Raw genomic sequence first — 24,646 nt, 5'->3', positions numbered from 1 at the left:
CGTGACATCCGGCCCGTCCACCGTGGACGGGCCGGATCGCGGTGCACGCGAATTCACTCGACCACGGACAGCACGATCTTGCCCGTCGTCCGGCCGCTCGCGGCGATCTCGTGCGCCTTCCCCGCCATGTCCAGTGGCAGCACCGTATCGACGCGCGGGCGCAGCCGACCGGCTTCGGCGAGCGCCGCGACCTCCCGCAGCCCCTCCTGATCGGCCTCCACGATCATGAATCCGGCCCGCAGCCCCTGCGGACGCGCCACCTCCGCCAACTTGGGCCTCGGCCGGGGAAGCCAGTGAGACGACGATGCCGCCCGGGCGCAGGGTGCGCAGCGAGCGGGGGCCGTATTCACCACCCATGGTGTCGATCACCGCGTCGACGTCGTCGAGCACCTCGGCGAAATCGACCGTCCGGTAATCGATCACCTCATCCACGCCGAGTTCGCGCAGGAATTCGTGCTTGGCCGCGCTCGCGGTGCCGATCACGTACGCGCCGCGGGTCTTGGCGATCTGCACCGCGAGATGTCCGACACCACCCGCGGCGGCATGGATCAGCACCCGCTGACCCGCGTGCACGTCGGCCACATCGATCAGCGCCTGCCACGCGGTGAGCCCGGCCAGCGGCAGTGCCGCGGCCTCGAGTGTGCGCACCTTCTGCCGCAAGTTCCGCGACGAGGTCGGACTTCCGCCCGGCCAATGGTTGACCCGGCAGCGCGTCGACCATGCGCGACGACTGTTGGAGACCACCGACCTGCCGGTGGATCAGGTCGCCGCGGATGCGGGCTTCGGCACCGCCGCTGCCCTACGCCAGCACCTCGCGACGACGATCGGGGTCTCGCCCACCGCCTACCGCCATACGTTCCACGCCGGGGCGCGCCGCTGAGGCTCGATCTACGGCGTGAACCCCACTGCCCTTCGCGGCCGCGCGCACCAGCGCCGTTGGGTCCATCCCAACCCTCGCGCGAGCCGACCGGTCCACGGCGCGAGCGCACCGGCGGCCAGCAGCAGCAACCACGGCGCCCGCCACCACCAGCGCACTGTGGCGGCGGTGGCGGTCACCGGCGCGGCCGCGAACAGCCTGGCGGTGGCGGACCATACGAGGAAGGCGTCGGCGATCGGCACCAGGCCCCCGGCATAGCGCTTGGTACCCGGCAAGGTCAGCGGCACACCCAGCAACTCACCCTCCGAGCCCAGCGCGGCGGCGAGGTCGTGATCACCGTTGACTCGCGCGGCGCCCGAGGCGACCACCGTCGCCGACAGACTGATCCCGGCGATCAGCGGCCCGGAGTCGACATCGCCGACCCCGTCGTTGCCCCGCGGATACTCGCGGATCGCCGGACCGAAACCCAGCGGGTAGTCGAGGAATCGGGAGCGGAAGCCCGCATACTGGGTGGCCGCGAATTCGGCATCGATCTCCGGGAGAAAGCGGTGGATCATCGTCTGCGAGGTGGCCCGCGCCCCTTCGACGACAGCGCCGTCCACGGCGGACACCCGGTGCGGCATCAATCCGGTCGCGGGATCGAGCCGGGAGCGCACGCCCTCCAGCCAGCGCGCGACTACTCTGCCGTACCCGGGTGCGAACAAGCTGTCGTGCAGGCGTAGCGAGGCGATGGCGACCGTGGAGTCGACCGGCCATACCTGACCCGGATAGGCCTGGAGGTAGGGCGTGCCGGATCGGTCGAAGGCAGCCGCGATCTCGGTGCTCGCCTCGGTGAACCGCCGCACTTCCTCGGGATCGTCGGCGCCGGACAGGGTGAGGATGGCGCCGCGCAACCAGTTGGTCCAGCCCGCCCAGAAGATCCCGTAGGCCGGTTGCAGCCGCGGGCTGAACACCGCGCGCCCCTGGGACGACTCCAGCCGGGCCAGCGCCCAGCGGGACTCGCGCAACGCCTCAACCCGGTGCCCCGGATCCGTCCGGCCCGCCTGCACCCAAGCCAGTCCGTAGAGCGCGTTCAGGAAGTAGTACCCCTCCGGGAACTGGTCCTGCGCCGCGACATCGGCGCCCCGATCCAGCGCACCGCGAACGAATGCCAATTGCCGCCAGGTCCCGGCCGGCTGCGCATCGGCATCGGGCTGCGGCCACAGGAACCGGCACAGCCCGATCAGGCATGCGACGGTGAGTACCAGTCCGATAACACGGAGCACCCCGCCGACTACCGACTCGCGCCGCTCCCGCGTCACCGGGCCGCCGCCCTCCGGCCGTGCGTCGACCATGCCCGCCACCGCGGTATCGGCCGGACCCACCCGCCCCCGCATCACCATCGACCTCCCCCGTTCCATCCCTGATCACACCCTGCCGCATGAGCCCTGTCACGGCAATGCGGCCGGGCCACGACCTGCTCCTACGGGACCTGTAGTAGACGGGTACCGTGGTACCCGTGTCCGCTTCACCCCGCCGCTCGGCACACAATCGCCCGGCCCTCATCGCCCTGGTGATCGTGGCCGCACTCGCGTGTCTCGCGCTGGGTTGGTGGCAGTGGGAGAGGTTCGAATCGGCGAGCGGCACCGGCCAGAATCTGGGCTACGCCTTGCAGTGGCCGCTGTTCGCCGGATTCGCGATCTTCGCGTACTTCCGGTTCGTCCGGCTGGAGCGCGAGGCCGAGGAACCCGACGACTCCGCGCGGGCCCCCGCACGCAAGCCCCGGCGCGCCCCGAAACCGGTTGCGCCACGTGAGATCCCGGCGGGAATCCTGCCGGAGCGGCCGAAGGCGGTCCGCGATGCGGACCCGGCAATGACCGAATACAACAACTACCTGGCCGAACTGCATGCCAACGATATCGACGAGCAGGTCCGCCAGGCCGGCCTGAACGCTCGTGACACCGAAAGGAGCGCCGGTTGAGCGCCAGCGAGAACTCCATCGAGACCGCCGCCCCCGTGGCGCAGGCCCCGACCACCGGCGCATCGACCGCCAAGATCGCGAGCGCTCTGCTGCGCTACCGCGTCCTGGCCTGGGTCACCGGCCTCTGGCTGCTCCTGCTGACCGGCGAGATGATCGCCAAATACGGCTTCGACGTGGACACCCCCAGCTGGATCGCCGTGGTCCACGGCTGGGTCTACTTCGTCTACCTGCTCGTCACGGCCGACCTCGCGGTGAAGGTCCGCTGGCCCATCGGCCGCACCGTCGGCACCCTCATCGCGGGCACCGTCCCGCTGCTGTCCTTCTTCGTCGAACACGTCAATGCCAAGAAGGTCAAGGACGACTTCGGGCTCTGATTCCCAGCGGCCTCCCCGGCGGGCCGGTCGGCGTCGCGCCGTGGCCGAGAGTCAGTTCCCGGCCAGCACGGCGAGCGCGGGCAGCAGTTTCCGCAGCGCCCGGCCGCGATGGGAAACGGCGTCCTTCTCGGCGGGCGTCAGCTGTGCGGCGCTGATATCCCCGCCATCCGGAACGAACAGCGGGTCGTAGCCGAAACCGCCCTCACCCACCGGCTTCCGATTGATCGAACCGGGCCATTCGCCGCGGACCACGGTTTCGTCGCCGCCCGGCACGGCCAGGGCGCAGGTGGAAACGAAGCGGGCGCCGCGGCGTTCGTCGGGGACATCACCGAGTTGGGCCAGCAGCAGCGTGTTATTGGCGGCATCATCGCCGTGGCGACCGGACCAGCGGGCCGACAGCACGCCCGGCATACCGTTCAACGCATCCACCTCGAGCCCCGAATCATCGGCGACACACGGCAATCCGGTGGCGGCCGCACCGTCGCGAGCCTTGGCGACGGCATTCTCCTCGAACGTGGCGCCGGTCTCCGGGGCCTCGTCGTAGGCGGGAACGTCGTCCAGCCCGACGATCTCGATGCCCGCGATACCCGCCTCGTCGAGGATCCGGCGCAGTTCCTTCAGCTTCTTGGCATTGCGGCTGGCGACCAGGACTCGCGACATTACTTCTTCTTCGATGACTCGGTGGGCTCGGGCAGTACACCCGGATACGGCAGCGCCAGCGCCTCCCGCTGCACCGCGAACAGCTGCTCGCAGCCGGCCAGCGCGGAGTCGAGCAACTTGTCCAGGGTGGAGCGAGGGAAGGTGGCGCCCTCACCGGTGCCCTGCACCTCCACCAGGGTGCCGGTGTCGGTGGCGACCACATTCATATCGACCTCGGCGCGCGAATCCTCTTCGTACGGCAGATCCAGGCGCACCCGACCGTCGACCACGCCGACGCTGACCGCGGCGATGGCACACGAAATCGGCTGCGGATCGGCCAGACTGCCCGCCGCGGCCAGGTAGGTGACCGCATCGGAGAGTGCGACGTAGGCGCCGGTGATGGCCGCGGTTCGGGTACCGCCGTCGGCCTGCAGTACATCGCAGTCGATGGCGATGGTGTTCTCACCGATGGCTGCCAGGTCGATGCAGGCGCGCAGCGAACGGCCGATCAACCTGCTGATCTCCTGGGTGCGGCCACCGACCTTGCCCTTCACCGATTCCCGGCCCGCGCGGGTGTGGGTGGCGGCGGGCAGCATCGCATATTCGGCGGTGAGCCAGCCGAGTCCGGAGTCGCGCCGCCACGGCGGCACGCCGTCGGTCACGCTCGCGGTGCACATCACCCGGGTCTGACCGAACTCCACCAGCACCGAACCGGCTGGATGCGTGGTGAATCCACGGGTGATCCGTACCTCGCGGAGTTCATCGTCCGCCCTGCCATCGGCTCGTCTCGACACGGCGCAAGCCTACTGTGCCCTGTTCGCGGTGCGGCGTAGGCGCTCAGATATCGAAGGTTTCGCCCGGTGCGACGGCGTGGACCGGCCCGGAGAAGACCGCCTTCGCCTCGGCGATCACATCCTCGCGCGAGGTCCACGGCGGAATGTGGGTGAGCAGCAGTTCCTTGACCCCGGCCGCGGCCGCGATCTGGCCCGCCTCGGTTCCCGAAAGGTGAATCCCGGCCGGACGATTCGCCGGGTCGTGCGTCCACGAGGCCTCCGCCATCAGGAGGTCGGCGCCCTGCGCGAGCTCCTGCACCGCATCGCACATGGCGGTATCGCCGGTGTAGACGAAGGTGCGTCCGGCCTTGGTGACGATCCGCAGCCCGTAGGACTCCGGCGGGTGGTACATCCGGCGCGCCAGCACGGTGTGTCCCGGCCCGAACTCGACCGGCTCCCCCTCGATCCACGGCCGGTGGTCGATCACATCGGACCAGTCGTCGCATTCGCCGCCGACCTCGGCCGAAGCATTGCCGATCCGTAGCGGCGCGTCCGACGGGCCGCGCACGATGGCCTGCCCCTCCGGCGGCGTCGGGTGGTAGCGCCGCCACACCAGCAGGCCGGGTAGGTCCAGGCAGTGGTCCGCGTGCAGGTGGGTGAGGAAGATATCGACCTCACCGGGATCGGCGTAGCGTTGCAGCGCGCCGAGCACGCCGGGTCCGAAATCGATGACCACCGGCGACATATCCGGGCCGGTCAACAGGTACCCCGACGCTGGGGAGTCCGGGCCGGACACACTGCCCGAGCACCCGAGGACGGTAAGGCGCATTCCCTCATGCTGCCACGATGAATTCTCGGTCACGAAAGGATCCCCCAAATTCCTGAGCGGGCCGCACGCTCATCGTGGCTACGCAATAACTCCGGCCTTATCCCCGCGACGATTTCGGCGTGCATCACCAGAGAGTACCCAGCCCGCAAGCAGTCCACCCACCGCCCCGAAAAGATGCCCCTGCCAAGATATTCCGGGCTGGCCGGGCAGTACACCCCACAGCAGCGATCCGTAGAGGGCCAGCACAACCAGGCCGAGCACGATCTGGCCGAGGTTGCGGGCGAACCAGCCGCGCGAGATCAGGAACGTCAACCAGCCGAAGACCAGCGACGATGCGCCCAGGTGCACGGTACCGTCCGCGCCGCTCAGCCAGGTGCCGACGCCCGCGACGACCCAGATGATCGCGGTCGCGGCCAGTCCACGCCAGATGCCGGACAGCAACACGATGAAGCCGAGCACCAGCAGCGGCAGGGTGTTTCCGATCAGGTGATCCCAGCCACCGTGCAGCACCGGGGCCCAGAGGATGCCCCACAACCCATCCGCCTCACGCGGTTCGATACCCGCGGTGTCGAGTTGGCGGCTGCCGATCTGGTCGAAGCCCTCGATGAGGTAGAGCATGGCGACGAAGCCGAGAATGACCGCGCCCGCGCGCAGCCACAACAGTTTCAGCGCCGCGAAGCCACGCGGCTCGGCGGGAGTGCCCGATATCGGCGGGCTCGGCGCATTCGGCGCATTGGTCACGCCGGGATTCGAGAATTGCGCACGCAGAACCGCGAGCCGATCCGGATCGAACGAGGGACCGAGTCCCGCACCGCCGGTCATGGCAACCTCCTGGTGGGAGCGGATGCGCGGGGCGAATCCGATCGTCCGATCCGGCGTCCCGCCACTACGAGGGTACCGACATGGACCCCGATCGGGCCGTATGCCGAGGCCGTCGATCGCGCGACCCGACGACGCCACGGCTCCGCGAAGGCCGATCCGTGGCGTCGATCGACCGGGTCACGCCCAGAGTTGTCCGTCGAGGCGCTCCTCGGCCTCTTCGAGGGTGCCGTCATAGGCGCCGGTCGACAGGTACTTCCAGCCGCCGTCCGCCACGACGAAGGCGATATCGGCGCGCGCACCCGCCTTCAGCGCCTTCTTGGCCACACCCAATGCGGCGTGCAGGATGGCGCCGGTGGAGATGCCCGCGAAAATGCCCTCCTCGAGCACCAATTCGCGGGTGCGCTTGACCGCGTCGAAAGGTCCGACGGAGAACCGGGTGGTGAGCACCGACTCGTCGTACAACTCGGGAATGAATCCCTCATCGATATTGCGCAGCCCGTACACCAGCTCGCCGTAGCGCGGTTCGGCCGCGACGATCTCGATATCGGGCACATGCTCGCGCAGGAAGCGGCCGGTGCCCATCAGGGTTCCGGTGGTGCCCAGACCCGCGACGAAATGCGTGATCTCCGGCAGATCGGCCAGAATCTCGGGGCCGGTGGCCTCGTAGTGCGCCAGCGCATTGGCCGGATTGCCGTACTGGTAGAGCATCACCCAATCCGGATGCTCGGCGGCGATCTGCTTGGCCAGCGCGACCGCCTGGTTCGACCCGCCCGCCGCGGGGGAATCGATGATCTCCGCGCCGAACATGGTGAGCAGCTGCTTGCGCTCGACCGAGGTGTTCTCCGGCATCACGCAGACCAGCCGGTAGCCCTTCAACTTGGCCGCCATGGCCAGCGAGATTCCGGTATTGCCGCTGGTGGGCTCCAGAATTGTGCAGCCGGGCGTGAGCAGGCCATCGGACTCGGCCTGTTCGATCATGCGCAGCGCCGGGCGGTCCTTGATCGACCCGGTGGGGTTGCGGTCCTCGAGTTTGGCCCACAGCCGCACATGATTCTCCCCGTCCCACCGCGGAGACAGGGTGCGCAGCCCGACCAGCGGGGTGTTGCCGAGGGTCGCGATCAGCGATTCATAGCGCGCCACGGGGTGGATCAGCCTCCGGCGACGGCGGGCAGGATGGTCACCGACGCGCCCTCGGGCACCTCGGCCGCCAGGCCACCCGAGAAACGCACATCCTCGTCGTCTACGTAGATGTTGACGAAGCGGTTCAGCTTGCCGTCCTTGAGCAGCCGTTCGGCCAGACCGGGGTGGTTGGCGTCCAGGTCATCGATCAGCGCGGACAGCGTGGCGCCATCGGCCTGCACACGCTTCTCGCCTCCGGTGAGGCCGCGCATGATGGTCGGGATGGACACGGTTACCGACATGGGTACTCCTCGATTTCGACAGAATTCAGGGGGCTAGTAGGCGTCGACGATCTGCACCGGTTCCTCGGTGACCTCGCCGTCCACTATCCGATAGCTGCGCAGCTCGTGCTGCTCGGGGTCGCGTGTGGAGATGAGCACGTAGTGCGCGTACGGCTCGGAGGCGTAGGAGATATCGGTGCGGCTCGGGTACGCCTCGGTCGCGGTGTGCGAGTGATAGATCACCACCGGGGTCTCGTCGGCGTCGTCCATCTCGCGCCACACCTTCAGCTGCTCACCGGAGTCGAAGCGGTAGAAGGTGGGCGAACGCTCCGCATTGATCATGGCCACGAACCGCTCCGGCCGATCCGACCCCTCCGGCCCGGCGATGATGCCGCAGGCCTCGTCCGGGTGATCGGCGCGGGCATGGTCCACCATCGCGGCCACCAGGTCGGCCTTAATCACCAGCACGAGTCAAACCCTTCCGCATTCCGGCACAGCTATCGCCGCCCCATTCGCACTCGACAACGAGCCAGAATATTCGGCTATTCCCCCCGGCCCGTCGCCCGGTACCTGTTTGCGCCGGTATCTACCGGCCCGACGCGGCGGAGGCGGGATCTCCGGCTCGGTTTCGGGAAGACGCCGGATATCCCGCCATCGAGCGGCCCACACGGAGCCCGTGGTCGCGACCACGGCAAACACGAACGGTTCGCCTGTCGCGTGGACTGGGCCCCGGCCGGTGCGGAAATCCTCGATCAGCCGGTTCGACGCGGGAAGAGGTCGGTGTACGCGGGAATGCCCGCGACGGCGCGGGCCGCGAGGATCGCATCGACGATCGCGCGTTCGACACAGACGGCCGCCGCGGTACAGACCTCGTCGAGGAGCAGCAGATCCGGTGGGAAGGCAGGCGGAAGCGGGAGTTCCAGTGGCTCAGCGGTGGCGGTGGCCAGCGCGAAGATCGTGTCACCGTCCAAGGGGGAATGGGCGGGACGAACCGCGCGGGCCAGGCCGTCGTGTGCGGTCATCGCCATCCGGCGGCAGCCGATCGAGTCCAGCGGTGCGTCCGTGGCGACCACGCCGATGGTGGTGTTGAGCACGGTTCCCTTGACCGGCAGCGCGTTGGCGGCGGCCAGCCGTTCGGGGTCCGCGGTGCGCAGGCCGAAGTATTCGGGACCGTCGGTGCCTGCGCCCCAGGGCAACCCGGTGCGCGGATCGAAGACCGAGCCGACCGGATTGGCCACGATAAGCGCCGCCACCGTCACCCCGGCGGCCGGGCCCTCGCCTATCACCACACTCGCGCTGCCGACGCCACCCTTGATCGAACCGGCGCGCGCACCGACACCCGCGCCGACCGAACCCCGTGCGAAATCGACGGCCGCGGTCTGCGCCGCTCGGTACCCGAAGTCGGCGGTGGGCCGAATGTTCCACGCCCCCACCGGAAGATCGAAGATCACCGCACCGGGCACGATCGGCACCACGCGGCTCGGATCGACCGGATCCATCGGAATGCCCCGGCCGTGCTCCTCCAGCCAGCGCATCACACCGTCGGCGGCCGCGAGCCCGTAGGCACTGCCGCCGGTGAGCAGGATCGCATCGACCCGCCGCACCGTATTACTCGGATCCAGCAGGTCGGTTTCCCTGGTTCCCGGCCCACCCCCGCGCACATCGACCGCGGCCATTGCACCGCCGGGTGCGTGCACGACGGTGCAGCCGGTCGCCGCGCCCGACCCGATCGCCGCGTCGGCATCGAGTACGTGGTGATGTCCGACCAGCAGCCCCGCAACGTCCGTGAGTGAGTTACGCGGACCGGCAACCGCATTCATACGCCACCTTCCTTCGCCGACCGACACCCATTCTGGTTCGCGCCGCTGGCCCGTCCCCTCGCGAGAGTGCGACGCGGTCAGGACGGCGAGCGACAGCGAACCGGGTCGCGGTGAGCGCCCGGATGTTCAGGGTGCGAGCGCCTGCAACAGCGAGTCCTGCATCCATGTGAGCCAGTGGTAGACGTCCAGATGCGGCCCGCGCGGATCGTCCGGCTCCAGATGGTCGGGCGTGTCGGCGTCGATGCCGAGGACGGTGCCGAGTGCGAGGCGGACGTCGGTCAGCGCCGCCAGCCAGGCGTCGGCCTGCTCGGGGGTGAGGATGATCTTGCCGCCGTCGGCCGGAACGGTATCGAGCACCACGGAACCGGCGGCGAGCTTGCTATCGATGATCTCCGGTTCGTGCAGGCCGCGCAGCGCACTGTTGAGGTCGGCGCGGTCGGCGTCGGGGGAACCGGGTTCGCTGTTGTGGAAGTCCGGCAGCAAACGACGCAGGCGCGGGTCTTCCGGCGGCGTGGTGTTGCCGGTGCGCAGGCCGGTGAGGGCGGCGAGTTCGTCATCGGGAGCGGATTGGGCACGCTCGGTGAGCAATCCGGATACCGCGCCGACCAGCGAACGCAACACACCGGCCTCGCGCGCGTCCATTTCGGATCGCAGCTTGAGACCGCTCAGCGAATTCTTCCGACTCCACTTACGCACGGCGCTGGCTCCAGTTCGGCACGGCGTCGAGGGTAGTCCTACCGGTCAGTCGTCCCGTTGCATGGTCGCCCAGAGTCCCGCGGCATGGAGCCGCCGGACATCCTGTTCCATCTTGTCGCGCGACCCCGAGGAGACCACAGCCTTGCCTTCGTTGTGCACTTGGAGCATCAGCTCGGTCGCCTTCGCCTTGGTGTAGCCGAACAGCTTCTGAAAGATGTAGGTGACGTAATGCATCAGGTTGACGGGGTCGTCCCAGACCACCGTCACCCACGGACGGTCTTCCGCCTCCAGGATCTCGGTGTACTCAACCGCCTCCGGAGTCGCCTGTGCCGCCGACAGCGTCATATCTGTTTCGCACAAGCCCATAACGTCAAGGGTACGACTCGACTCCGGATAAACAACACCCATACCGCCGTGCGCGCGAGGGTCTGTGGGCGGTAGCGGGCCGTAGACCAGCCACAACGATGTCGCATCCCCCGTGTCGCATTCGCTGTCTACAGTGACGAGGGTGGAGATCCGCGACGCCGTCGCCAGCACCGCCTTGCTGACCGACCAGTACGAGTTGACCATGCTGGCCGCCGCTCTGGCCGACGGATCGGCACACCGCCGGTGCAGCTTCGAAGCGTTTGCCAGGAGATTGCCAAACGGTCGTCGGTACGGTGTCGTCGCGGGCACCGGCCGACTATTGGAGGCCCTGGCACGCTTCCGCTTCGGCGAGCCGGAATTGGCCGTCGTCGCACCCTTCCTCGATGCCCGCACGGTGGACTGGCTGCGCGATTACCGCTTCACCGGCGATATCGACGGCTACCCGGAGGGCGAACTCTATTTCCCCGGTTCGCCGATCCTGTCGGTGCGCGGCAGTTTCGCGGAATGCGTAATGCTCGAGACGCTGGTCCTGTCGGTGCTCAACCACGACAGCGCGATCGCCTCGGCCGCGGCGCGCATGGTCAGCGCGGCGGCGGGGCGGCGAATGATCGAGATGGGATCCCGGCGCGCCCACGAACTGGCGGCGCCGTCCAGCTCGCGCGCCGCCTACTTGGCCGGTTTCGACGCCACCTCCAATCTGGAGGCGGTACGCAGCTACGGAGTGCCCGGCGCGGGGACCAGCGCGCACGCATTCACGCTGCTGCACAGCGGTGCGGACGGCGCGCACGAGGCGGCTGCCTTCCGCAGCCAGATCGAGGCGCTCGGCATCGGGACCACCCTGTTGGTCGACACCTTCGACATCACCCAGGGCGTCGCGACCGCCATCGAGGTGGCCGGTCCCGGACTCGGCGGCGTGCGTATCGACTCCGGCGACCTCGGCGTGCTCGCCCGGCAGGTGCGCGAGCAGTTGGACCGGCTCGGCGCGACCGACACCCGCATCGTGGTCTCGGGCGACCTGGACGAATACGCGATCGCCGCGCTGCGCGCCGAACCGGTCGATGTGTACGGGGTCGGCACCGCACTGGTGACCGGATCGGGTGCGCCCACCGCGGGCATGGTCTACAAGCTGGTCGAGGTGGACGGTGTGCCGGTCGCCAAGCGCAGCAGCCACAAGGAGTCGCGCGGCGGGACGAAGAAGGCGGTCCGGCTCGCGCGCCGCACCGGCACCGTCGTCGAGGAAATCATCTACCCGGCGGCGGGCCCCATGCCCGATACCAACGGATTCCAGGCCCGCGAGCTCATGGTTCCGCTGATCCGTGACGGCAAGGTGTGCGACGGAGTGCCGACACTGGCCGAAAGCCGCGACCTGGTCGCGCGCGGGCTGGTCAGCCTGCCGTGGGAGGGTCTGAAGCTGTCCGCGGGCGAACCCGCGATCCCGACCACCTTCGTGCGCTAGTCACCGTTGCCCGGCTCGGCGGCGCCGCGCGCGTGGGCCTGCTTGCGTTTGTTGACCCATTCCACCGCGAGCGCGGCCACCCCGACGATGAGGAAACCCTTGACCGCCATGGTGATCCAATCGCCCACGCTGTCCGGGCGCACCCCGGCCACTACCGCCAGCGCGGCGTAGACGCCGTAGCCGACCAGTACGGCGACCAGAATTCTGACGAAGCTGCTGTTCACGTATCTCTCCTTATGCGGGGTCCGCCCAACCGAGAGGCGGCATAAGGTAATTCACCGACGGAGTAGGCTTCGTTTACATCGCGCGAAAGGTAATGCGTCATGAGCCGGGCGTTGATCATCGTCGACGTGCAGAACGACTTCTGCGAAGGCGGATCGCTCGCCGTCATGGGCGGCGCCGCGGTAGCCGAGCGCATCAGCGAGTACCTGACGGGCGCCGACTACGCGACGGTCGTCGCGACCCGCGACCATCACGTCGATCCGGGCGCACACTTCTCCGCGAATCCGGATTACGTGGATACCTGGCCGCCGCACTGCCGGGTCGGCACATCCGGCGCCGAATTCCACCCGAATCTGAATACCGGCCCGATCCGGGAGATCTTCTCCAAGGGCGAATACTCCGCCGCCTATTCGGGTTTCGAGGGTGCCACCTCGGATGGCGCCCCCCTGGCGGAGTGGTTGCGCGCCAACGAGATCGATGAGGTCGACATCGTCGGCATCGCCACCGACCACTGCGTGCGCGCCACCGCATTGGATGCCGCCGCGGCGGGCTTCGATACCCGAGTGCTGCTGGATCTGACCGCCGGTGTCGCGCCCGCGACCACCGCGAGGGCGCTGGACCAACTGCGCGCCGCCGGGATCGAACTGACCGGCGCCCTCGACCAGACGTAGCGACCTACCGATCCGGTCGCCGTGCACCCGAAGCGCGGCCGCCGCTGCACCACCGGAGCGAGGCATACCGGTGATTGAGGCCGACTCACCGAGTAACACGCCGAGTTGGTGGCGGAAGGGTCGGCGGCAGCGCATCGGTCCGGGCTGGGCCACCGACCCTGTCGGTGCCGGGCAGTAGGCTGCTCACGTGCCCGAACTGCCGCCCTTACCGGAGCTTTTGTCCACCGCCGTACAGGCGCTCGGCGGTAAAGAGCGCACCGGCCAGGTGACGATGGCGGCCGCGGTGGACCACGCGATCGACACCAAGGAGCATCTCGCGGTACAGGCCGGAACCGGCACCGGTAAGTCGCTGGCGTATCTGGTGCCGAGCCTGCGGCATGCGGTGCGGACCGGGCGCACGGTGGTGGTGTCCACGGCGACCATCGCGCTACAGCGGCAGCTGGTCGACCGTGATCTGCCGCGCCTGGCCGACGCGCTGAGCAAGCCGCTCGGCAGGCAGGCGAAGTTCGCGATCCTCAAGGGCCGCAACAACTATCTGTGCCTCAACAAAATCAACAGCGTGCTGCCGGACGAGCCCGCCGAGGCCGAACTGTTCGACGCCTTCGCCATCTCCCGGCTCGGCCGAGAGGTGCAGCGGCTCAACGAATGGGCCTCCGAGACCGAGACCGGCGACCGCGACGAACTCGCCCCCGGCGTCACCGACCGCGCCTGGCGGCAGGTCAGCGTGTCGTCGCGGGAGTGCCTGGGCAAGTCGCGTTGCCCATTCGGCCAGGATTGCTTCGCCGAACGCGCCCGCGCCGAATCGGCCCAGGCGGATGTGGTGGTGACCAATCACGCGCTGCTGGCCATCGATGCCATCAGCGGCATCCAGGTGCTGCCCGAACACGATGTCGTCGTCATCGACGAGGCGCACGAATTGGTGGACCGCGTCACCGGTGTCGCCACCGCCGAGTTGGCCCCCTCCGCGATCAGCGCGGCGGCTCGCCGCTGCGCCAAACTCATCGACGAGCAAGAAGTGGACCGCTTGGAGGGCGCGGCCGACGCCTGGCACGAGGCTCTCGACGAACTGCCCGCCGCCCGCTGGGACACCATGCCCAATGGTGTCGCCCCGGCCCTCGCGCTGGTGCGCGACGCCGCGTGGAACGCCCGCACCGCGCTTGCCCCGCCCGGCGGCACCTCGGCGCAGGGGGACCCGGATACCGCCGCGGCCCGCACCCTCGCCCTGGCCGCCATCGACGATGTGCACGACAGCGCCGTGCGTGCGCTCACGGCCTTCGACGAACCTGATCCGGCCACCCGTCGCGATGTCATCTGGCTGGCCTCCGAGGATATTCGCGGGGTGCCGCGCAAGACGCTGCGAATGGCGCCGCTCTCGGTCGGCGGGCTGCTGCGCACCCGCCTGTTCGGTACCGCCACGGTCGTGCTGACCTCGGCCACCCTGCAGATCGGCGGTTCGTTCGACGGGCTCGCCGTCACCTGGGGCCTGCCCGCGCAGATTGGGGGCCGCTCCGATACCGGCGCCGCCAACGGGGCCGAGGCGCCATCGGATGCCGACACCGTGCGCTGGAGTTCGCTCGACGTGGGCTCACCGTTCGATCACGCCAAATCCGGCATCCTCTACGTCGCCAAACATCTACCCGCCCCCGGTCGCGACGGCTTGCCGCCCGCCTACCTCGATGAGATCGAGCAGTTGATCCGGGCGGCCGGTGGACGCACCCTCGGCCTGTTCTCCTCGATGCGCGCGGCCAAGGCCGCCACCGAGGCGCTGCGCAACCGACTCGATACGCCGGTGCTGTGTCAAGGGGACGACGCGACGGGCGCACTGGTGCGCAAATTCGCGGACGACCCGGAGACCTCGCTCTTCGGCACCCTGTCACTGTGGCAGGGCGTGGACGTGCCCGGCCCATCGCTGAGCCTGGTGATCCTGGACCGGATTCCGTTCCCGCGGCCGGATGATCCGCTGCTGGCGGCGCGGCAGCGCGCGGTGGAGTCACGCGGCGGCAACGGATTCTTGACCGTCGCGGCCAATCATGCCGCGCTGCTGCTTGCCCAGGGCACCGGCCGACTGCTGCGCAGCGTGGACGATCGCGGCGTGGTCGCCATCCTCGATTCTCGCCTGGCGACCGCTCGTTACGGCGGCTACCTGCGGGCGTCGCTGCCGCCGTATTGGGAGACTTCCGACCCGGAAGTCGTCATCAAGGCACTGAAACGGCTAACTTCCGGCTAAACTGTGATCTCGACCACAGAGTCCTGGACATATTTCCAGGCAGAAGTAAATTGAATCTCGGTACGTCGGTGTAACCCCAATTCCCACACCGGACGTATCGGCGGTCCCCGCGTCAAGCCCTGCACACGGCGCGGGGACACCGCTATCTTTTGCTCTCACAAAATCGTTGTCGCAATTCCGCGACGCATGAGACGGTTTTCAGATGAAGCACCCTCCCGACACCGATATCCTCGGCGAATTCCTGATCAGCGCAAGATCTTTGGCCGAATATCGGGCAATCTTCACGCTCGCGGACAGCGACCTGCGGGCTCGCCGCATTCTCGACTGTCCCGGCGGGGCAGCGAGTTTCGCGGCCGAAGCCAGCGCACTCGGCGCCCACGTCACCGCCGCCGATCCGATCTACACCCATCCACCCGCACAACTGCGCACCCTCGCTCTTACCGAAACCGATCGCGGAAGCGACTGGGCCGGAGCGCATCACGACCGCTACCGGTGGGATTGGTACGGCGACCCGCAGCAGCACCACCGCATGCGTCGCACCGCCGCAACCTTGTTCGGCGCCGACCTCCTCGCCCACCCGCAGCGCTACGTCGCCGCATCGCTGCCCTCACTCCCCTTCGCGGACAACAGTTTCGACCTGACGCTCAGCTCACATCTGCTCTTCACCTACGCCGACCGCCTCGACGCCGACTTCCACCTCATGGCGCTGCTGGAACTATCGCGGGTATCGACCGGCGAGACCCGGCTGTATCCGCTGGTCGATCACCTCGGCAGACCCCAGGACGATCTGATCGCTCACCTCCGAAAGGAACTACACGACAAAGGAATCCGAACCAGCTTCCGCGAAACCGGCTACGAGTTCCACCGCGGCGCGACCAGTATGCTGATCCTGCACGGCCCGGCCGACGGCTGATGCCACCGCCGTTCGGGCGTCAGCGGCAACTACCAGGTGTCGGCCGTCGGTCGATGGATCGAGGAGATGAGTTCGTCGAGTCTGCGGTGGATTTCGTCGGCCGGGCCCGGGGCGAGCGTGAACTCGTCACGGTCGTGGTTGTCCAGGAGGTAGCGGCCGTCGGCCGGGAGGTAATCCATCCAGTGGAAGCCGCGGCCGTCGTTCGTCGGTCTGCTGTCGATCGCACCACCGCGAAAGACATTGATCTCCCCCAGCCCCGAACGCGGACGACGGATGATCCGGTCGATCTCCTCGGTATACGGATCCCGTCCGTGTGACGCACGATCCAGATCGGAGCGACGCCCGGTGACCGGATGGAACCGACCCGGCGCGCATTTCGGCAGCGCCGCAACGATTTGCGAGGCCACACCGCGCGGGGTGGTCCGGGTCAGAATCACGTCACGCCCGTAATGCTGGGTGGGACCGGGCAATTGCACGGCCACCGCCGCCATCGTGCCGACCATGCCCGCGTGCACCCGCACCACCTTGCCGAATTCGGGCCCGTAGAAACCGTGCACCTCGACCCGAACCTCCGGTTCCAGCAGCACAGTCAACGCGTCGAACAGTTCGCGGCCCGCGAAACGGGCCATATCCTGTCCGGCCTGCTGCCGCAGTCGCACATAATCTTCGGCGGCCTCGATGCCCGGATCGTCCGCGATGTACCGGATCGGGTATGGCAGCCGATCCCGCCCGAACCCCTCTACCGCGATCTGGAACATCAAACCGCTCAAATGCCAACGGTTATCACTCATGCCAGCATCTCACCGAACACTCCGCCCGGCGTACCCGAGCACCCGATTCGCCATACCTTCCCCGCTGCACCGACGGTCGGTCGCGGCAGCCCCGCCGCATAGCCCTGCACCATGACTCGCTCGCTCATCCACCGATCACTCCGCCCGGCGGCAGCGCGGGAGGCTGCGAACCGAGCAACTCGTCTCCACGGTCGTACACCAGGTAATCCGGGGTCTGATGTTCATCGTCATCATCACCCTTGCCGCGGCCAGCCCCGCCGCCGCCCATACCGGGCATCCCCGATCGCCCCGACGCACCCGTCTTCCCCGAACTACTGGACTTACCCGAACTGCTCGGCGACTGGGTCCCGCTGCCGGGCACACTCTTCCCCGCACTCGGTGTCCCCCCGGGCGTACTCGGCGTCCCCGACGACCCCAATTTGGGCGAACCCGTCTTGGGCACATTGGAACTGGGAAGATTCGAATTCGGTGTCGACGGATTAGCCGACTGCGGGGTGGTCGGCGTCTCCGTCTTCGTTTTACTCGGATCCGTATTCGTACCGGCCGGATTCGTGGACTGCGGATCGGTGCTCTGAGGGTTGGTCGACTGCGGATTTGTCGACTGAGGGGTCGTGCCCTGCGGCGTCGTGCCCCCCGGGTTGCTGCCTGGATTACTGCCCGGGTTGCCGCCTGGGTTGCTGCCCGGGTTGCTGCCCGGGACCTTCGGCACCTCCTTCTTTTCCTCCTCGGTCTTACTGGAGGGTTCGGCAAGTACAGGGGTCTTCCCGTCGACATCTATTGCGCCCGGCCGGTAGTAGTTGGTCATCACATACCGCGCCTGCTCCTCCGCTTCCTCGGCGCGATAGGTCGGCCCCTTCACGACACTCTGGAACGGCAGGGCGTCGATGACCTTGTCACCGAAGGTGTAGTTGTCGGGCTGACCGACCGAGCCCTTGGCTTGGGCCAGATGGCCTTGCATCAAGTCGAGGCCGTGACCGACCAACTGGAATCCAGCGGCCAGCTTGGTGAAGGATGTCGCGAACTGGCGGGTAGCCTCGATCGCCTTCGACCCCGACTTGCCGTTCCATTTGTCGGTGATGGACTGCTCGACGGACTTGGAGAATTCGTCCACCGCGGATCTGGAGTCTCGCGCCAGATCTCGCCAGCCATTGGCGGCGAGGTTGATCTGGTTCTGGTCGACATCCCTGAGCGCATCATAGATTTCCTGATGACCCATGGTTTCGAACGGATCTTGGAAGGTCAGAACCTTACCATCGGTTCCCGCACCGGACTCCGAAAGCAGGCTCGAATACTCGCTGTTGACGATTCCACGGTCCTTGTCCCAGGTCTCCTTCTGATCGTTTGCCCGATCCTGGTCGGACTTCTTGTTGTCATCAGCGTCATCACGTGAGTCCGAAATCATTTTGGGCAGATCAACTATCGGATTGCCCGAATACGCAAACCAGTCGCCGAAAGACACCATTACTTGGCCCCCGCGTCCGTGTTCGCCAACTTCTGAGAGTTGGACTGATCCGTATCCTGAATCGTGCGGGTTGCCTTCTCATAGGTTTCCGCCATCAAGGTAAGCACTTCGATGCTCTGCTTCAGCCGCTCGATCGCCGAACCATCGCTACCGCTGGCCTTACCCTCAAATTTTGACTGTAACGTTGTCGCGGTTTTCAACGTACCGAAGCCGGAGAGATTCTCAAGTCGATTTGTATCCGCGAGAAAATCATCGAGCTTGGTCTTCATTTGCTCGGCGTGACCCTTCAAAGCGTTGCCGATCTCGGGGTCCATGCGAATATCACCCGATTCGGCCTGCGTTTTGAGGTTCTTCCACTGCGCCACAAGACTTTGCATCTCGGCTGCCATCTTGTGCCTCCTCCCTACGATCCATTCCACTTCCCTGCCCTACCACCGCGTTCCACCTCTCTTCAGAGCCCCCCGCTGGCAGCTTCTTTGTCACTTCGGCAGGTACGGTTCAATATCTTTTGCGTGCTGAACCGTCAGGTCACATGGCGGCGCTTGGGTCATACTGGCACGCTCGCTGTATCGCCATCCGACGGAAATTTCAATCGAACCTTCCGGCGACGGCACATTCACATAGCAGAGCAGCTTGTCGTCATCCGCTTTGTCGTAGTAAACCAGCCCCGGGCGAGGACCGATTCGCAACTCCCGAATACCGGTAATCTTACTATTCTGCCGTGCCTCATCCTGGGAGTACACGGTCGCGGCTACAGCGACGGTGTATGGGCCCTCTGTGGAGCTCCACCGGCACAGACGCGCCGCAGTGGCCCCTGTTGGAGCATCGGAGATGGTGCGCTTCGTGGACGGATCCACACGCGTCGCCCGCAAGGCAGCGTCCGACAGTTGCGTACATGGATTCCACGTCACCGTCCGATCACCGCGCGGAACGGTAGGACTCGCCGTGTTCGCGGTCCCATCCACGGTCGACCCACACCCCGCGACCAACCCCGCCACCGCGACACCGGCCAAGACCGTCCGCACCACGAGCCCCCTCGACACCGCCACGGTCGTTCGCATCTCTCTCCTGAATGTCGCATGGAGCAACCAGTCACAGAATTGGACGCGCCGGATCCCCCATCGGTTCCCTCTTGGGCCGAACTCAGCCTAACCGACCGCACGACCCGGTCAACCGATACGGGCGAGACCGAACGGGCGCCATCGGGTTTCCACACGCGCCCGACCGGCGCATCCGTCAACTGAGCGGAGCTGCCCGCCACCACTCCCGTATCCCGTCCATGCTCAGGTACCGGCTGCCGCCCTGGCTGTAGGTGTACATGAGCAGCTTCTCGTGTTCCGGTTCGCCGGTGAACACGGTGACCATCCTGTTGTCGCCGCGACCCTCGTCGTCCAAACACATAGTTGGTGTACGTCTTGCTCCCGTGCGCATCGTTCGAGCGAGTGCTCTTGGGGAGCTGATCGATGACTGCCTTCGCTTCACTCGCCGAGGCATACTGGTAGATCTCGAAAGTGGTTGGGCTGGTGCTGTTCTCGCCGATTCCGTCGCCGTTGTAGCAGACCCATTGCAGGACCCAGTTCCCGAAACTCGGACGGTGGATCGCCCGGTTGCTTTCGGCGTCGTACTTGTTGGTGTCGCATCGGCTGCACTTCGAGTTGCGGTAGCCGCCGTCGAACTGCCACCCCGACACCATCTTCGGGAACTCCTGCTTGATCAGATCCCCATCCGATTGGTTGCCCGACGACCCCTGTGCCGCGACCACAACGCCGACGACTACCGCCAGCACCAGGACCGCTCCCGCCGAGAGACCCACGAGCAGACCGGCTTTGGAGCGCGGTCGCTGCGGCGAGCCCACCGGGCGCATCGGCGGCAGCCCGCCGACCGGGGCGACTCCGTATCCGGTCTGCGGCATCGCGGGGACCGGATACGGGGAGAAGTGCGCGCGCATCGCTGCGGGACCCGGCATCTGAGGCACGACCGGTCCGATACCCGCGAGCGCCTGTCGGGCCGCTTCGGCGAACTTCGCGCACGACCCGAACCGTTCGTCGGGTCGCTTCGCCATGGCACGCGCCAGGACGGCATCGAATGCGAAGGGCAGTCCGGGGCGGACGCTGCTCACCGCGGGCGGGGACTGCTGAGGGTGTCCCTGGATGACCGCGGCGGGGTGCGTCGAGTCGAAGGGGAGGGCGCCGGAGAGGAGCCAGTACAGGGTGCACGCGAGGGAGTACTGATCGGATCGGCCGTCCGCCGGTCAACTGTTCGGGTGACGCGTAGGCCAGTGTCACGGTGAATGCTCGGGTTCGGGTGAGGTGGCCCGCGTCCCCGCGGAGGCGGGCGATGCCGAAGTCGGTGAGGTAGACGCGTTCCTGACCGGCGGCGGCGCGGGCGAGCAGAATGTTGGCGGGTTTCACGTCGCGGTGCAGGACGCCCATGCTGTGCGCGAAGTAGAGGGCCTTGGCGGTTTCGCCGATGATCTGGATGGCGCGGGCCGAGGGCACAGTGGCCGGATCCGCCGAGGAGGCGTCGATGCCGTCGATGTACTGCATCGAGATCCAGAGCTGGGTGTCCTCGATGCCGCGGTCGAAGACGGCGACGATATTGGGGGGTGTTCCAGCCGGGAGACCAGATCGGCTTCGCGTTCGAATCGGGCGCGGATCTCGCTGTCGGAGAACAGCTCCTGGTTCAACAGCTTCAGCGCGGTGCGTAGTCGCGGATGCTTCGCCAGATAGACCGAGCCCATGCCGCCCCGCCCCAACTGTCCCTCGATGACGTACCCGGCGAAAATCGCACCATCCCGCAGCATCCGGCCCCTCCCTCATTTCCGGTAAGCGAGCCGATGCTAGCCGAGCGGGGTCACCTCACCACGCTCGCGTCGGCGGGGGCGAATGGTCTGGGCGGACATCTTCCCCGGGTTTCCCCGGGTTCCCGCAGATTTCGGGCGCAAATGTCCGCCCAGACCAATCCGGACATCAACTCACCCGCGCACGGCGACCGCGTCCACCTCGAACAACATGTCCGGCAGCGCCAATGCGGCCACCCCGAGCAAGGGTTTGCACAGGTGGGCGCTCCCCCCCCAGATTTGGACGAATACACCATTCAATCACCAAAGGACACCACTACTTGGCGCCCGTGTCCATGTTCGCCAACTTCTGAGAGTTGGACTGATCCGTATCCTGAATCGTGCGGGTGGCCTTCTCATAGGTTTCCGCCATCAGGGTGACTACTTCGATGCTCTGCTTCAGCCTCTCGACAGCCGAAGCATTGTCCCCACTGGCCTTACGCTCGAACTTGCCCTGCAGCGTCGTTGCCGTTGCCAGCGTGCCGAAACCCGAGAGCTTGTCCAGCTGCTTGATCCCGACGAGCATGGTATCCAGCTTTGTTTTCATCTGCTCAGCGTGACCCTTCAATGCAGTGCCGATCTCGGGGTCTACCATCAGCTCACCCGACTCCGCCTGCGTTTTGAGGTTCTTCCACTGCGCCACAAGACTTTGCATCTCGGCTGCCATCTTGTGCCTCCTCCCTATGAAACAACGACGTCACTTGCGCCGGTACACCCTCGGCAAGGACCCTGCTCCGGCCATTTATCAATTACTTGGGCAGGTAGGGCTCGAGGTCTTTGGCATGCTGCACCGCTAGATCGCATGGGGGCGCCTCGGTCATGCGGGCACGTTCGCTGTATCGCCACCCAACCGAAATCTCCAGGGAGCCTTCAGGCGAAGGGATGTTCACGTAGCACAACAGCTTGTCGTCATCCGACTTGTCGTAATGAACCAGTCCGGGGCGCGATCCGATTCGCGCTTCCCGGACGATGGTCAGCTTGCTGTTCTGCCGAGTCTCGTCCTGTGTGTAGACGGTCGCGGCAACACCGACGAGGTACGGGCCTTCGGTGGATGACCAATTGCAGAGACGCGCCGCGGTCGCCCCGGTAGGAGCGTCGCTGACCACGTCCTTCGAAGCAGGATCAACACGCGTCGCACGCAGGGCGGCATCCGACAACCGCGTACACGGATTCCACGTCACCGTCCGATCACCCCGAGGCGTCGTCGGACTGGCAGTCTGCGCCGCCCCATCCACCGTCGACCCACACCCCGCGACCAACCCCGCCACCGCGACACCGGCCAAGACGGTCCGCACCACGAGCCCCCTCGACACCGCCACGGTCGTTCGCATCTCTCTCCTGAATGTCGCATGGAGCAACCAGTCACAGAATTGGACGCGCCGGATCCCCCATCGGTTCCCTCTTGGGCCGAACTCAGCCTAACCGACCGCACGACCCGGTCAACCGATACGGGCGAGACCGAACGGGCGCCATCGGGTTTCCACTCGAGCTGGACCGCCGCATCCGTCAGCTCAGCGGAGCCGCCGCCACCACTCGCGGATTCCGTCGAGATTCAGGAACAGGCTTCCCCCGAGACTGTCGGTGTACATGAGCAGCTTCTCGTGCTTCGAATCACCGGGGAACACCATCCTGTTGTCGCCGCGACCCTCGTCGTCCAACACATAGTTGGTGTACGTCTTGCTCCCGTGCGCATCGTTCGAGCGAGTGCTCTTGGGGAGCTGATCGATGACTGCCTTCGCTTCACTCGCCGAGGCATACTGGTAGATCTCGAAAGTGGGTGGGCTGGTGCTGTTCTCGCCGATTCCGTCGCCGTTGTAGCAGACCCACGAAACTCGGACGATGGATCGCCCGATTGCCTTCGGCGTCGTACTTGTTGGTGTCGCATCGGCTGCACTTCGAGTTGCGGTAGCCGCCGTCGAACTGCCACCCCGACACCATCTTCGAGAACTCCTGCTTGATCAGATCCCCATCCGATTGATTGCCCAACGACCCCTGTGCCGCGACCACAACACCGACGACTACCGCCAGCACCAGGACCGCTCCCGCCGAGAGACCCACGAGCAGCCCGGCTTTGGAGCGCGATCGCTGCGGCGAGCCCACCGGGCGCATCGGCGGCAGCCCGCCGACCGGGGCGACTCCGTATCCGGTCTGCGGCATCGCGGGGACCGGATACGGGGAGAAGTGCGCGCATCGGTGCGGGACCTGGCGTCCGAGGCGGTAAGCGAGCCGATGCTAGCCGATGCGAGGTCACCTCAGCGCGCTCGCGTCGGCGGGGGCGAATGGTCTGGGCGGACATTTTCCCCGGGTTTCCGCGGGTTCCCGCCGATTTCGGGCGCCAATGTCCGCCCAGACCAATCCGGACATCAACTCACCCGCGCACCGCGACCGCGTCCACCTCGAACAACATGTCCGGCAGCGCCAATGCGGCCACCCCGAGCAGGGTTTGCACAGGTGGGCGCTCCCCCCAGATCTCGGCGATCTTCTTGCCGAGCACCTCGAGTTTGCCGAGGTCGTGGTCCACGATGAAGGTGCGCAGTTGGGCCACGTCGGCGTAGTCCAGGCCCGCGGAGCGCAGCGCGATGCCGAGGTTCGTGAAGGCGCGGTCGACCTGTTCGGCGAAATCGGTGCTCGTGGTGTGCCCTTCGGCGTCGGAGTCGTATTGTCCGGCGATGAGAACGAGTTCACCGGTCACCCGTGCCACATGGCTGTAGCCGAAGCCGGTGGGGTCGTGCAGTTCGGCGGGGTTGCTGATGTCGATCATCGTCTTCTCCTTGCAGGTGGCGGTGTTCCGAGGGGAAGACGACACAGCCCGCTCGGGTGTGACATGACGATGCCCGCCCCGGATTCGGGACGGGCATCGGATTCGGCTCTACGCCGGAGGCGTCAGAGCGTCCACTTCAGGATCAGCGTCAGCACGCCGGTGGCGACGGCGAGCACCACCGCGCCCACGCCCCAAAGGAAACCCTTGCGCTCCCACGGGCGACCGCTGTCCAGCGAGAACTTGCCCGCGCCGGTGAAGGCGATGGCGGCGGCCACGGTGCCGAAGGTCAGTGCCGTTTCCCAACCGCCCTTGCCGAACAGGCCCGGACCCCAGGTCGCGTTCATGGCGTTGATCATGGTGCCCAGCACGATGGCGGCGGCCAGCGGAGTCACGAGGCCGGCCACCAGCAGCAGCCCGCCGACCATCTCGGACAGGCCGGCAAGGGTGCCGAACAGTTTGCCGGGGTTGTAGCCCATATTGTCGAACATGGCGGTGGTCGCGTCGTGGCCAGGGCCGGAGAACCAGCCGAACAGCTTCTGGCTGCCGTGCGCGGCGAGCAGCCCGCCGAAGACGACGCGCAGCACCAGCAGGCCGATATCGGTGGAGATGCCGTCGAGGCGGTGCGCGAAGGTGAATCGCTCGAGCGTGGTGTTCGTGGTCATGGGGTCCTCATCCCTGCAACATCATGGACAACAAGTTAGACAACGAAACGGACTATGGTCCGATTGTTGCATGGTCAGTACCAACC

General features: G+C 66.9%; 30 protein-coding genes and 2 pseudogenes. 7 read left to right on the top strand and 25 right to left on the bottom strand.

The window, feature by feature from the left end:
- Window positions 1-53 precede the first annotated feature (53 nt).
- Window positions 54-483: pseudogene (locus AB0H61_RS13795) on the bottom strand (zinc-binding dehydrogenase).
- Window positions 484-637: 154 nt separating this feature from the next.
- On the opposite strand from AB0H61_RS13795, the pseudogene AB0H61_RS13790 reads away from it, so the two are divergent.
- Window positions 638-880, top strand: a pseudogene (locus AB0H61_RS13790) (helix-turn-helix domain-containing protein); the annotation flags it as partial.
- An 8-nt stretch (window positions 881-888) separates the two neighbouring features.
- Here AB0H61_RS13790 and AB0H61_RS13785 read toward each other — a convergent pair.
- Window positions 889-2,259 (bottom strand): hypothetical protein, encoded by a 1,371-nt coding sequence (locus AB0H61_RS13785; protein ID WP_357303326.1) that lies wholly within the window; start codon window positions 2,257-2,259, stop codon window positions 889-891.
- Between the two features lie 107 nt (window positions 2,260-2,366).
- Between AB0H61_RS13785 and AB0H61_RS13780 the strand changes: the two genes are divergently transcribed.
- Window positions 2,367-2,837 (top strand): transcriptional regulator, encoded by a 471-nt coding sequence (locus AB0H61_RS13780; RefSeq protein WP_357303324.1) that lies wholly within the window; start codon window positions 2,367-2,369, stop codon window positions 2,835-2,837.
- Between the two features lie 17 nt (window positions 2,838-2,854).
- Window positions 2,855-3,211 (top strand): DUF3817 domain-containing protein, encoded by a 357-nt coding sequence (locus tag AB0H61_RS13775; RefSeq protein WP_357303921.1) that lies wholly within the window; start codon window positions 2,855-2,857, stop codon window positions 3,209-3,211.
- A 51-nt stretch (window positions 3,212-3,262) separates the two neighbouring features.
- Here AB0H61_RS13775 and rdgB read toward each other — a convergent pair whose 3' ends face one another.
- The 10 genes from rdgB to clpS all read right to left on the bottom strand — a co-directional run bounded on the left by rdgB (window position 3,263) and on the right by clpS (window position 10,535).
- Window positions 3,263-3,871: an RdgB/HAM1 family non-canonical purine NTP pyrophosphatase gene (gene rdgB / locus AB0H61_RS13770; protein ID WP_357303322.1), complete on the bottom strand. Its 609-nt coding sequence runs from the start codon at window positions 3,869-3,871 to the stop codon at window positions 3,263-3,265.
- A complete protein-coding gene (gene rph / locus AB0H61_RS13765) occupies window positions 3,871-4,644 on the bottom strand; it encodes a ribonuclease PH (protein ID WP_357303319.1) in 774 nt (257 codons plus the stop codon). Before rph ends, rdgB begins: the two co-directional genes overlap by 1 nt.
- 43 nt (window positions 4,645-4,687) lie before the next feature.
- Window positions 4,688-5,452 carry a cyclic nucleotide-degrading phosphodiesterase gene (locus AB0H61_RS13760; RefSeq protein ID WP_357303918.1) on the bottom strand — a complete coding sequence of 255 codons (765 nt, stop codon included), beginning with the start codon at window positions 5,450-5,452 and terminating at the stop codon, window positions 4,688-4,690.
- 78 nt (window positions 5,453-5,530) lie between these two features.
- Window positions 5,531-6,274 carry a rhomboid family intramembrane serine protease gene (locus AB0H61_RS13755; protein ID WP_357303316.1) on the bottom strand — a complete coding sequence of 248 codons (744 nt, stop codon included), beginning with the start codon at window positions 6,272-6,274 and terminating at the stop codon, window positions 5,531-5,533.
- Window positions 6,275-6,451: 177 nt separating this feature from the next.
- A complete protein-coding gene (locus AB0H61_RS13750) occupies window positions 6,452-7,414 on the bottom strand; it encodes a cysteine synthase (protein ID WP_357303313.1) in 963 nt (320 codons plus the stop codon).
- An 8-nt stretch (window positions 7,415-7,422) separates the two neighbouring features.
- Entirely contained in the window at window positions 7,423-7,695 is a 273-nt protein-coding gene (locus AB0H61_RS13745; protein ID WP_357303310.1) for a MoaD/ThiS family protein, read from the bottom strand.
- Window positions 7,696-7,728: 33 nt separating this feature from the next.
- The gene (locus AB0H61_RS13740) at window positions 7,729-8,142 is read right to left on the bottom strand and encodes a M67 family metallopeptidase (RefSeq protein WP_357303307.1); all 414 of its coding nucleotides are present in this window, start codon (window positions 8,140-8,142) and stop codon (window positions 7,729-7,731) included.
- 284 nt (window positions 8,143-8,426) lie between these two features.
- The gene (locus tag AB0H61_RS13735; protein ID WP_357303304.1) at window positions 8,427-9,494 is read right to left on the bottom strand and encodes a P1 family peptidase; all 1,068 of its coding nucleotides are present in this window, start codon (window positions 9,492-9,494) and stop codon (window positions 8,427-8,429) included.
- A 126-nt stretch (window positions 9,495-9,620) separates the two neighbouring features.
- Entirely contained in the window at window positions 9,621-10,190 is a 570-nt protein-coding gene (locus AB0H61_RS13730; protein ID WP_357303302.1) for a DUF2017 domain-containing protein, read from the bottom strand.
- 45 nt (window positions 10,191-10,235) lie between these two features.
- Complete coding sequence (clpS, locus tag AB0H61_RS13725; protein WP_357303915.1) at window positions 10,236-10,535, bottom strand: ATP-dependent Clp protease adapter ClpS; 300 nt, start codon at window positions 10,533-10,535, stop codon at window positions 10,236-10,238.
- A 163-nt stretch (window positions 10,536-10,698) separates the two neighbouring features.
- Here clpS and AB0H61_RS13720 point away from each other — a divergent pair, with 163 nt between their 5' ends.
- The gene (locus AB0H61_RS13720; RefSeq protein WP_357303299.1) at window positions 10,699-12,012 is read left to right on the top strand and encodes a nicotinate phosphoribosyltransferase; all 1,314 of its coding nucleotides are present in this window, start codon (window positions 10,699-10,701) and stop codon (window positions 12,010-12,012) included.
- Here AB0H61_RS13720 and AB0H61_RS13715 read toward each other — a convergent pair.
- A complete protein-coding gene (locus AB0H61_RS13715) occupies window positions 12,009-12,236 on the bottom strand; it encodes a hypothetical protein (protein ID WP_357303296.1) in 228 nt (75 codons plus the stop codon). The two genes, AB0H61_RS13720 and AB0H61_RS13715, sit on opposite strands and share 4 nt — an antisense overlap.
- Before the next feature lie 99 nt (window positions 12,237-12,335).
- Here AB0H61_RS13715 and AB0H61_RS13710 point away from each other — a divergent pair, with 99 nt between their 5' ends.
- From AB0H61_RS13710 to AB0H61_RS13700, 3 genes are all read left to right on the top strand, one after another.
- A complete protein-coding gene (locus tag AB0H61_RS13710) occupies window positions 12,336-12,905 on the top strand; it encodes an isochorismatase family protein (protein WP_357303293.1) in 570 nt (189 codons plus the stop codon).
- 187 nt (window positions 12,906-13,092) lie between these two features.
- Window positions 13,093-15,132: an ATP-dependent DNA helicase gene (locus tag AB0H61_RS13705; protein ID WP_357303290.1), complete on the top strand. Its 2,040-nt coding sequence runs from the start codon at window positions 13,093-13,095 to the stop codon at window positions 15,130-15,132.
- Window positions 15,133-15,334: 202 nt separating this feature from the next.
- On the top strand, window positions 15,335-16,045 hold the full coding sequence (locus AB0H61_RS13700; protein WP_357303288.1) for a methyltransferase domain-containing protein: 711 nt from the start codon (window positions 15,335-15,337) through the stop codon (window positions 16,043-16,045).
- Between the two features lie 29 nt (window positions 16,046-16,074).
- On the opposite strand, the gene AB0H61_RS13695 is transcribed toward AB0H61_RS13700, so the two are convergent.
- The 12 genes from AB0H61_RS13695 to AB0H61_RS13640 form a co-directional block, all read right to left on the bottom strand.
- On the bottom strand, window positions 16,075-16,836 hold the full coding sequence (locus tag AB0H61_RS13695) for an ESX secretion-associated protein EspG (protein WP_357303285.1): 762 nt from the start codon (window positions 16,834-16,836) through the stop codon (window positions 16,075-16,077).
- Window positions 16,837-16,960: 124 nt separating this feature from the next.
- Window positions 16,961-18,238, bottom strand: a complete 1,278-nt coding sequence (locus AB0H61_RS13690; protein WP_357303282.1) for a hypothetical protein — start codon at window positions 18,236-18,238, stop codon at window positions 16,961-16,963.
- Window positions 18,239-18,297: 59 nt separating this feature from the next.
- Window positions 18,298-18,687, bottom strand: coding sequence for a hypothetical protein (locus AB0H61_RS13685; protein ID WP_357303279.1), 390 nt, complete (start codon window positions 18,685-18,687; stop codon window positions 18,298-18,300).
- A gap of 90 nt (window positions 18,688-18,777) precedes the next feature.
- Entirely contained in the window at window positions 18,778-19,359 is a 582-nt protein-coding gene (locus AB0H61_RS13680; RefSeq protein WP_357303276.1) for a DUF3558 domain-containing protein, read from the bottom strand.
- A gap of 175 nt (window positions 19,360-19,534) precedes the next feature.
- A complete protein-coding gene (locus AB0H61_RS13675) occupies window positions 19,535-19,693 on the bottom strand; it encodes a hypothetical protein (protein ID WP_357303273.1) in 159 nt (52 codons plus the stop codon).
- Window positions 19,694-19,776: 83 nt separating this feature from the next.
- Complete coding sequence (locus AB0H61_RS13670; protein WP_357303271.1) at window positions 19,777-20,844, bottom strand: protein kinase; 1,068 nt, start codon at window positions 20,842-20,844, stop codon at window positions 19,777-19,779.
- 570 nt (window positions 20,845-21,414) lie between these two features.
- Window positions 21,415-21,804 (bottom strand): hypothetical protein, encoded by a 390-nt coding sequence (locus AB0H61_RS13665; RefSeq protein WP_357303268.1) that lies wholly within the window; start codon window positions 21,802-21,804, stop codon window positions 21,415-21,417.
- A gap of 82 nt (window positions 21,805-21,886) precedes the next feature.
- Window positions 21,887-22,468, bottom strand: coding sequence for a DUF3558 domain-containing protein (locus AB0H61_RS13660; protein ID WP_357303265.1), 582 nt, complete (start codon window positions 22,466-22,468; stop codon window positions 21,887-21,889).
- Between the two features lie 180 nt (window positions 22,469-22,648).
- A complete protein-coding gene (locus AB0H61_RS13655) occupies window positions 22,649-22,798 on the bottom strand; it encodes a hypothetical protein (RefSeq protein WP_357303262.1) in 150 nt (49 codons plus the stop codon).
- 79 nt (window positions 22,799-22,877) lie between these two features.
- Window positions 22,878-23,294 (bottom strand): hypothetical protein, encoded by a 417-nt coding sequence (locus AB0H61_RS13650; protein ID WP_357303260.1) that lies wholly within the window; start codon window positions 23,292-23,294, stop codon window positions 22,878-22,880.
- Window positions 23,295-23,505: 211 nt separating this feature from the next.
- Entirely contained in the window at window positions 23,506-23,898 is a 393-nt protein-coding gene (locus AB0H61_RS13645; RefSeq protein ID WP_357303258.1) for a RidA family protein, read from the bottom strand.
- A 122-nt stretch (window positions 23,899-24,020) separates the two neighbouring features.
- Window positions 24,021-24,560, bottom strand: coding sequence for a DoxX family protein (locus AB0H61_RS13640; RefSeq protein WP_357303255.1), 540 nt, complete (start codon window positions 24,558-24,560; stop codon window positions 24,021-24,023).
- Window positions 24,561-24,646 lie beyond the last annotated feature (86 nt).

Source organism: Nocardia sp. NPDC050710 (genome assembly GCF_040654375.1).
GTDB lineage: Bacteria > Actinomycetota > Actinomycetes > Mycobacteriales > Mycobacteriaceae > Nocardia.
The sequence above is the reverse complement of the archived record's forward strand: the minus strand, read 5'-3'. Positions and strand labels throughout refer to the sequence as shown.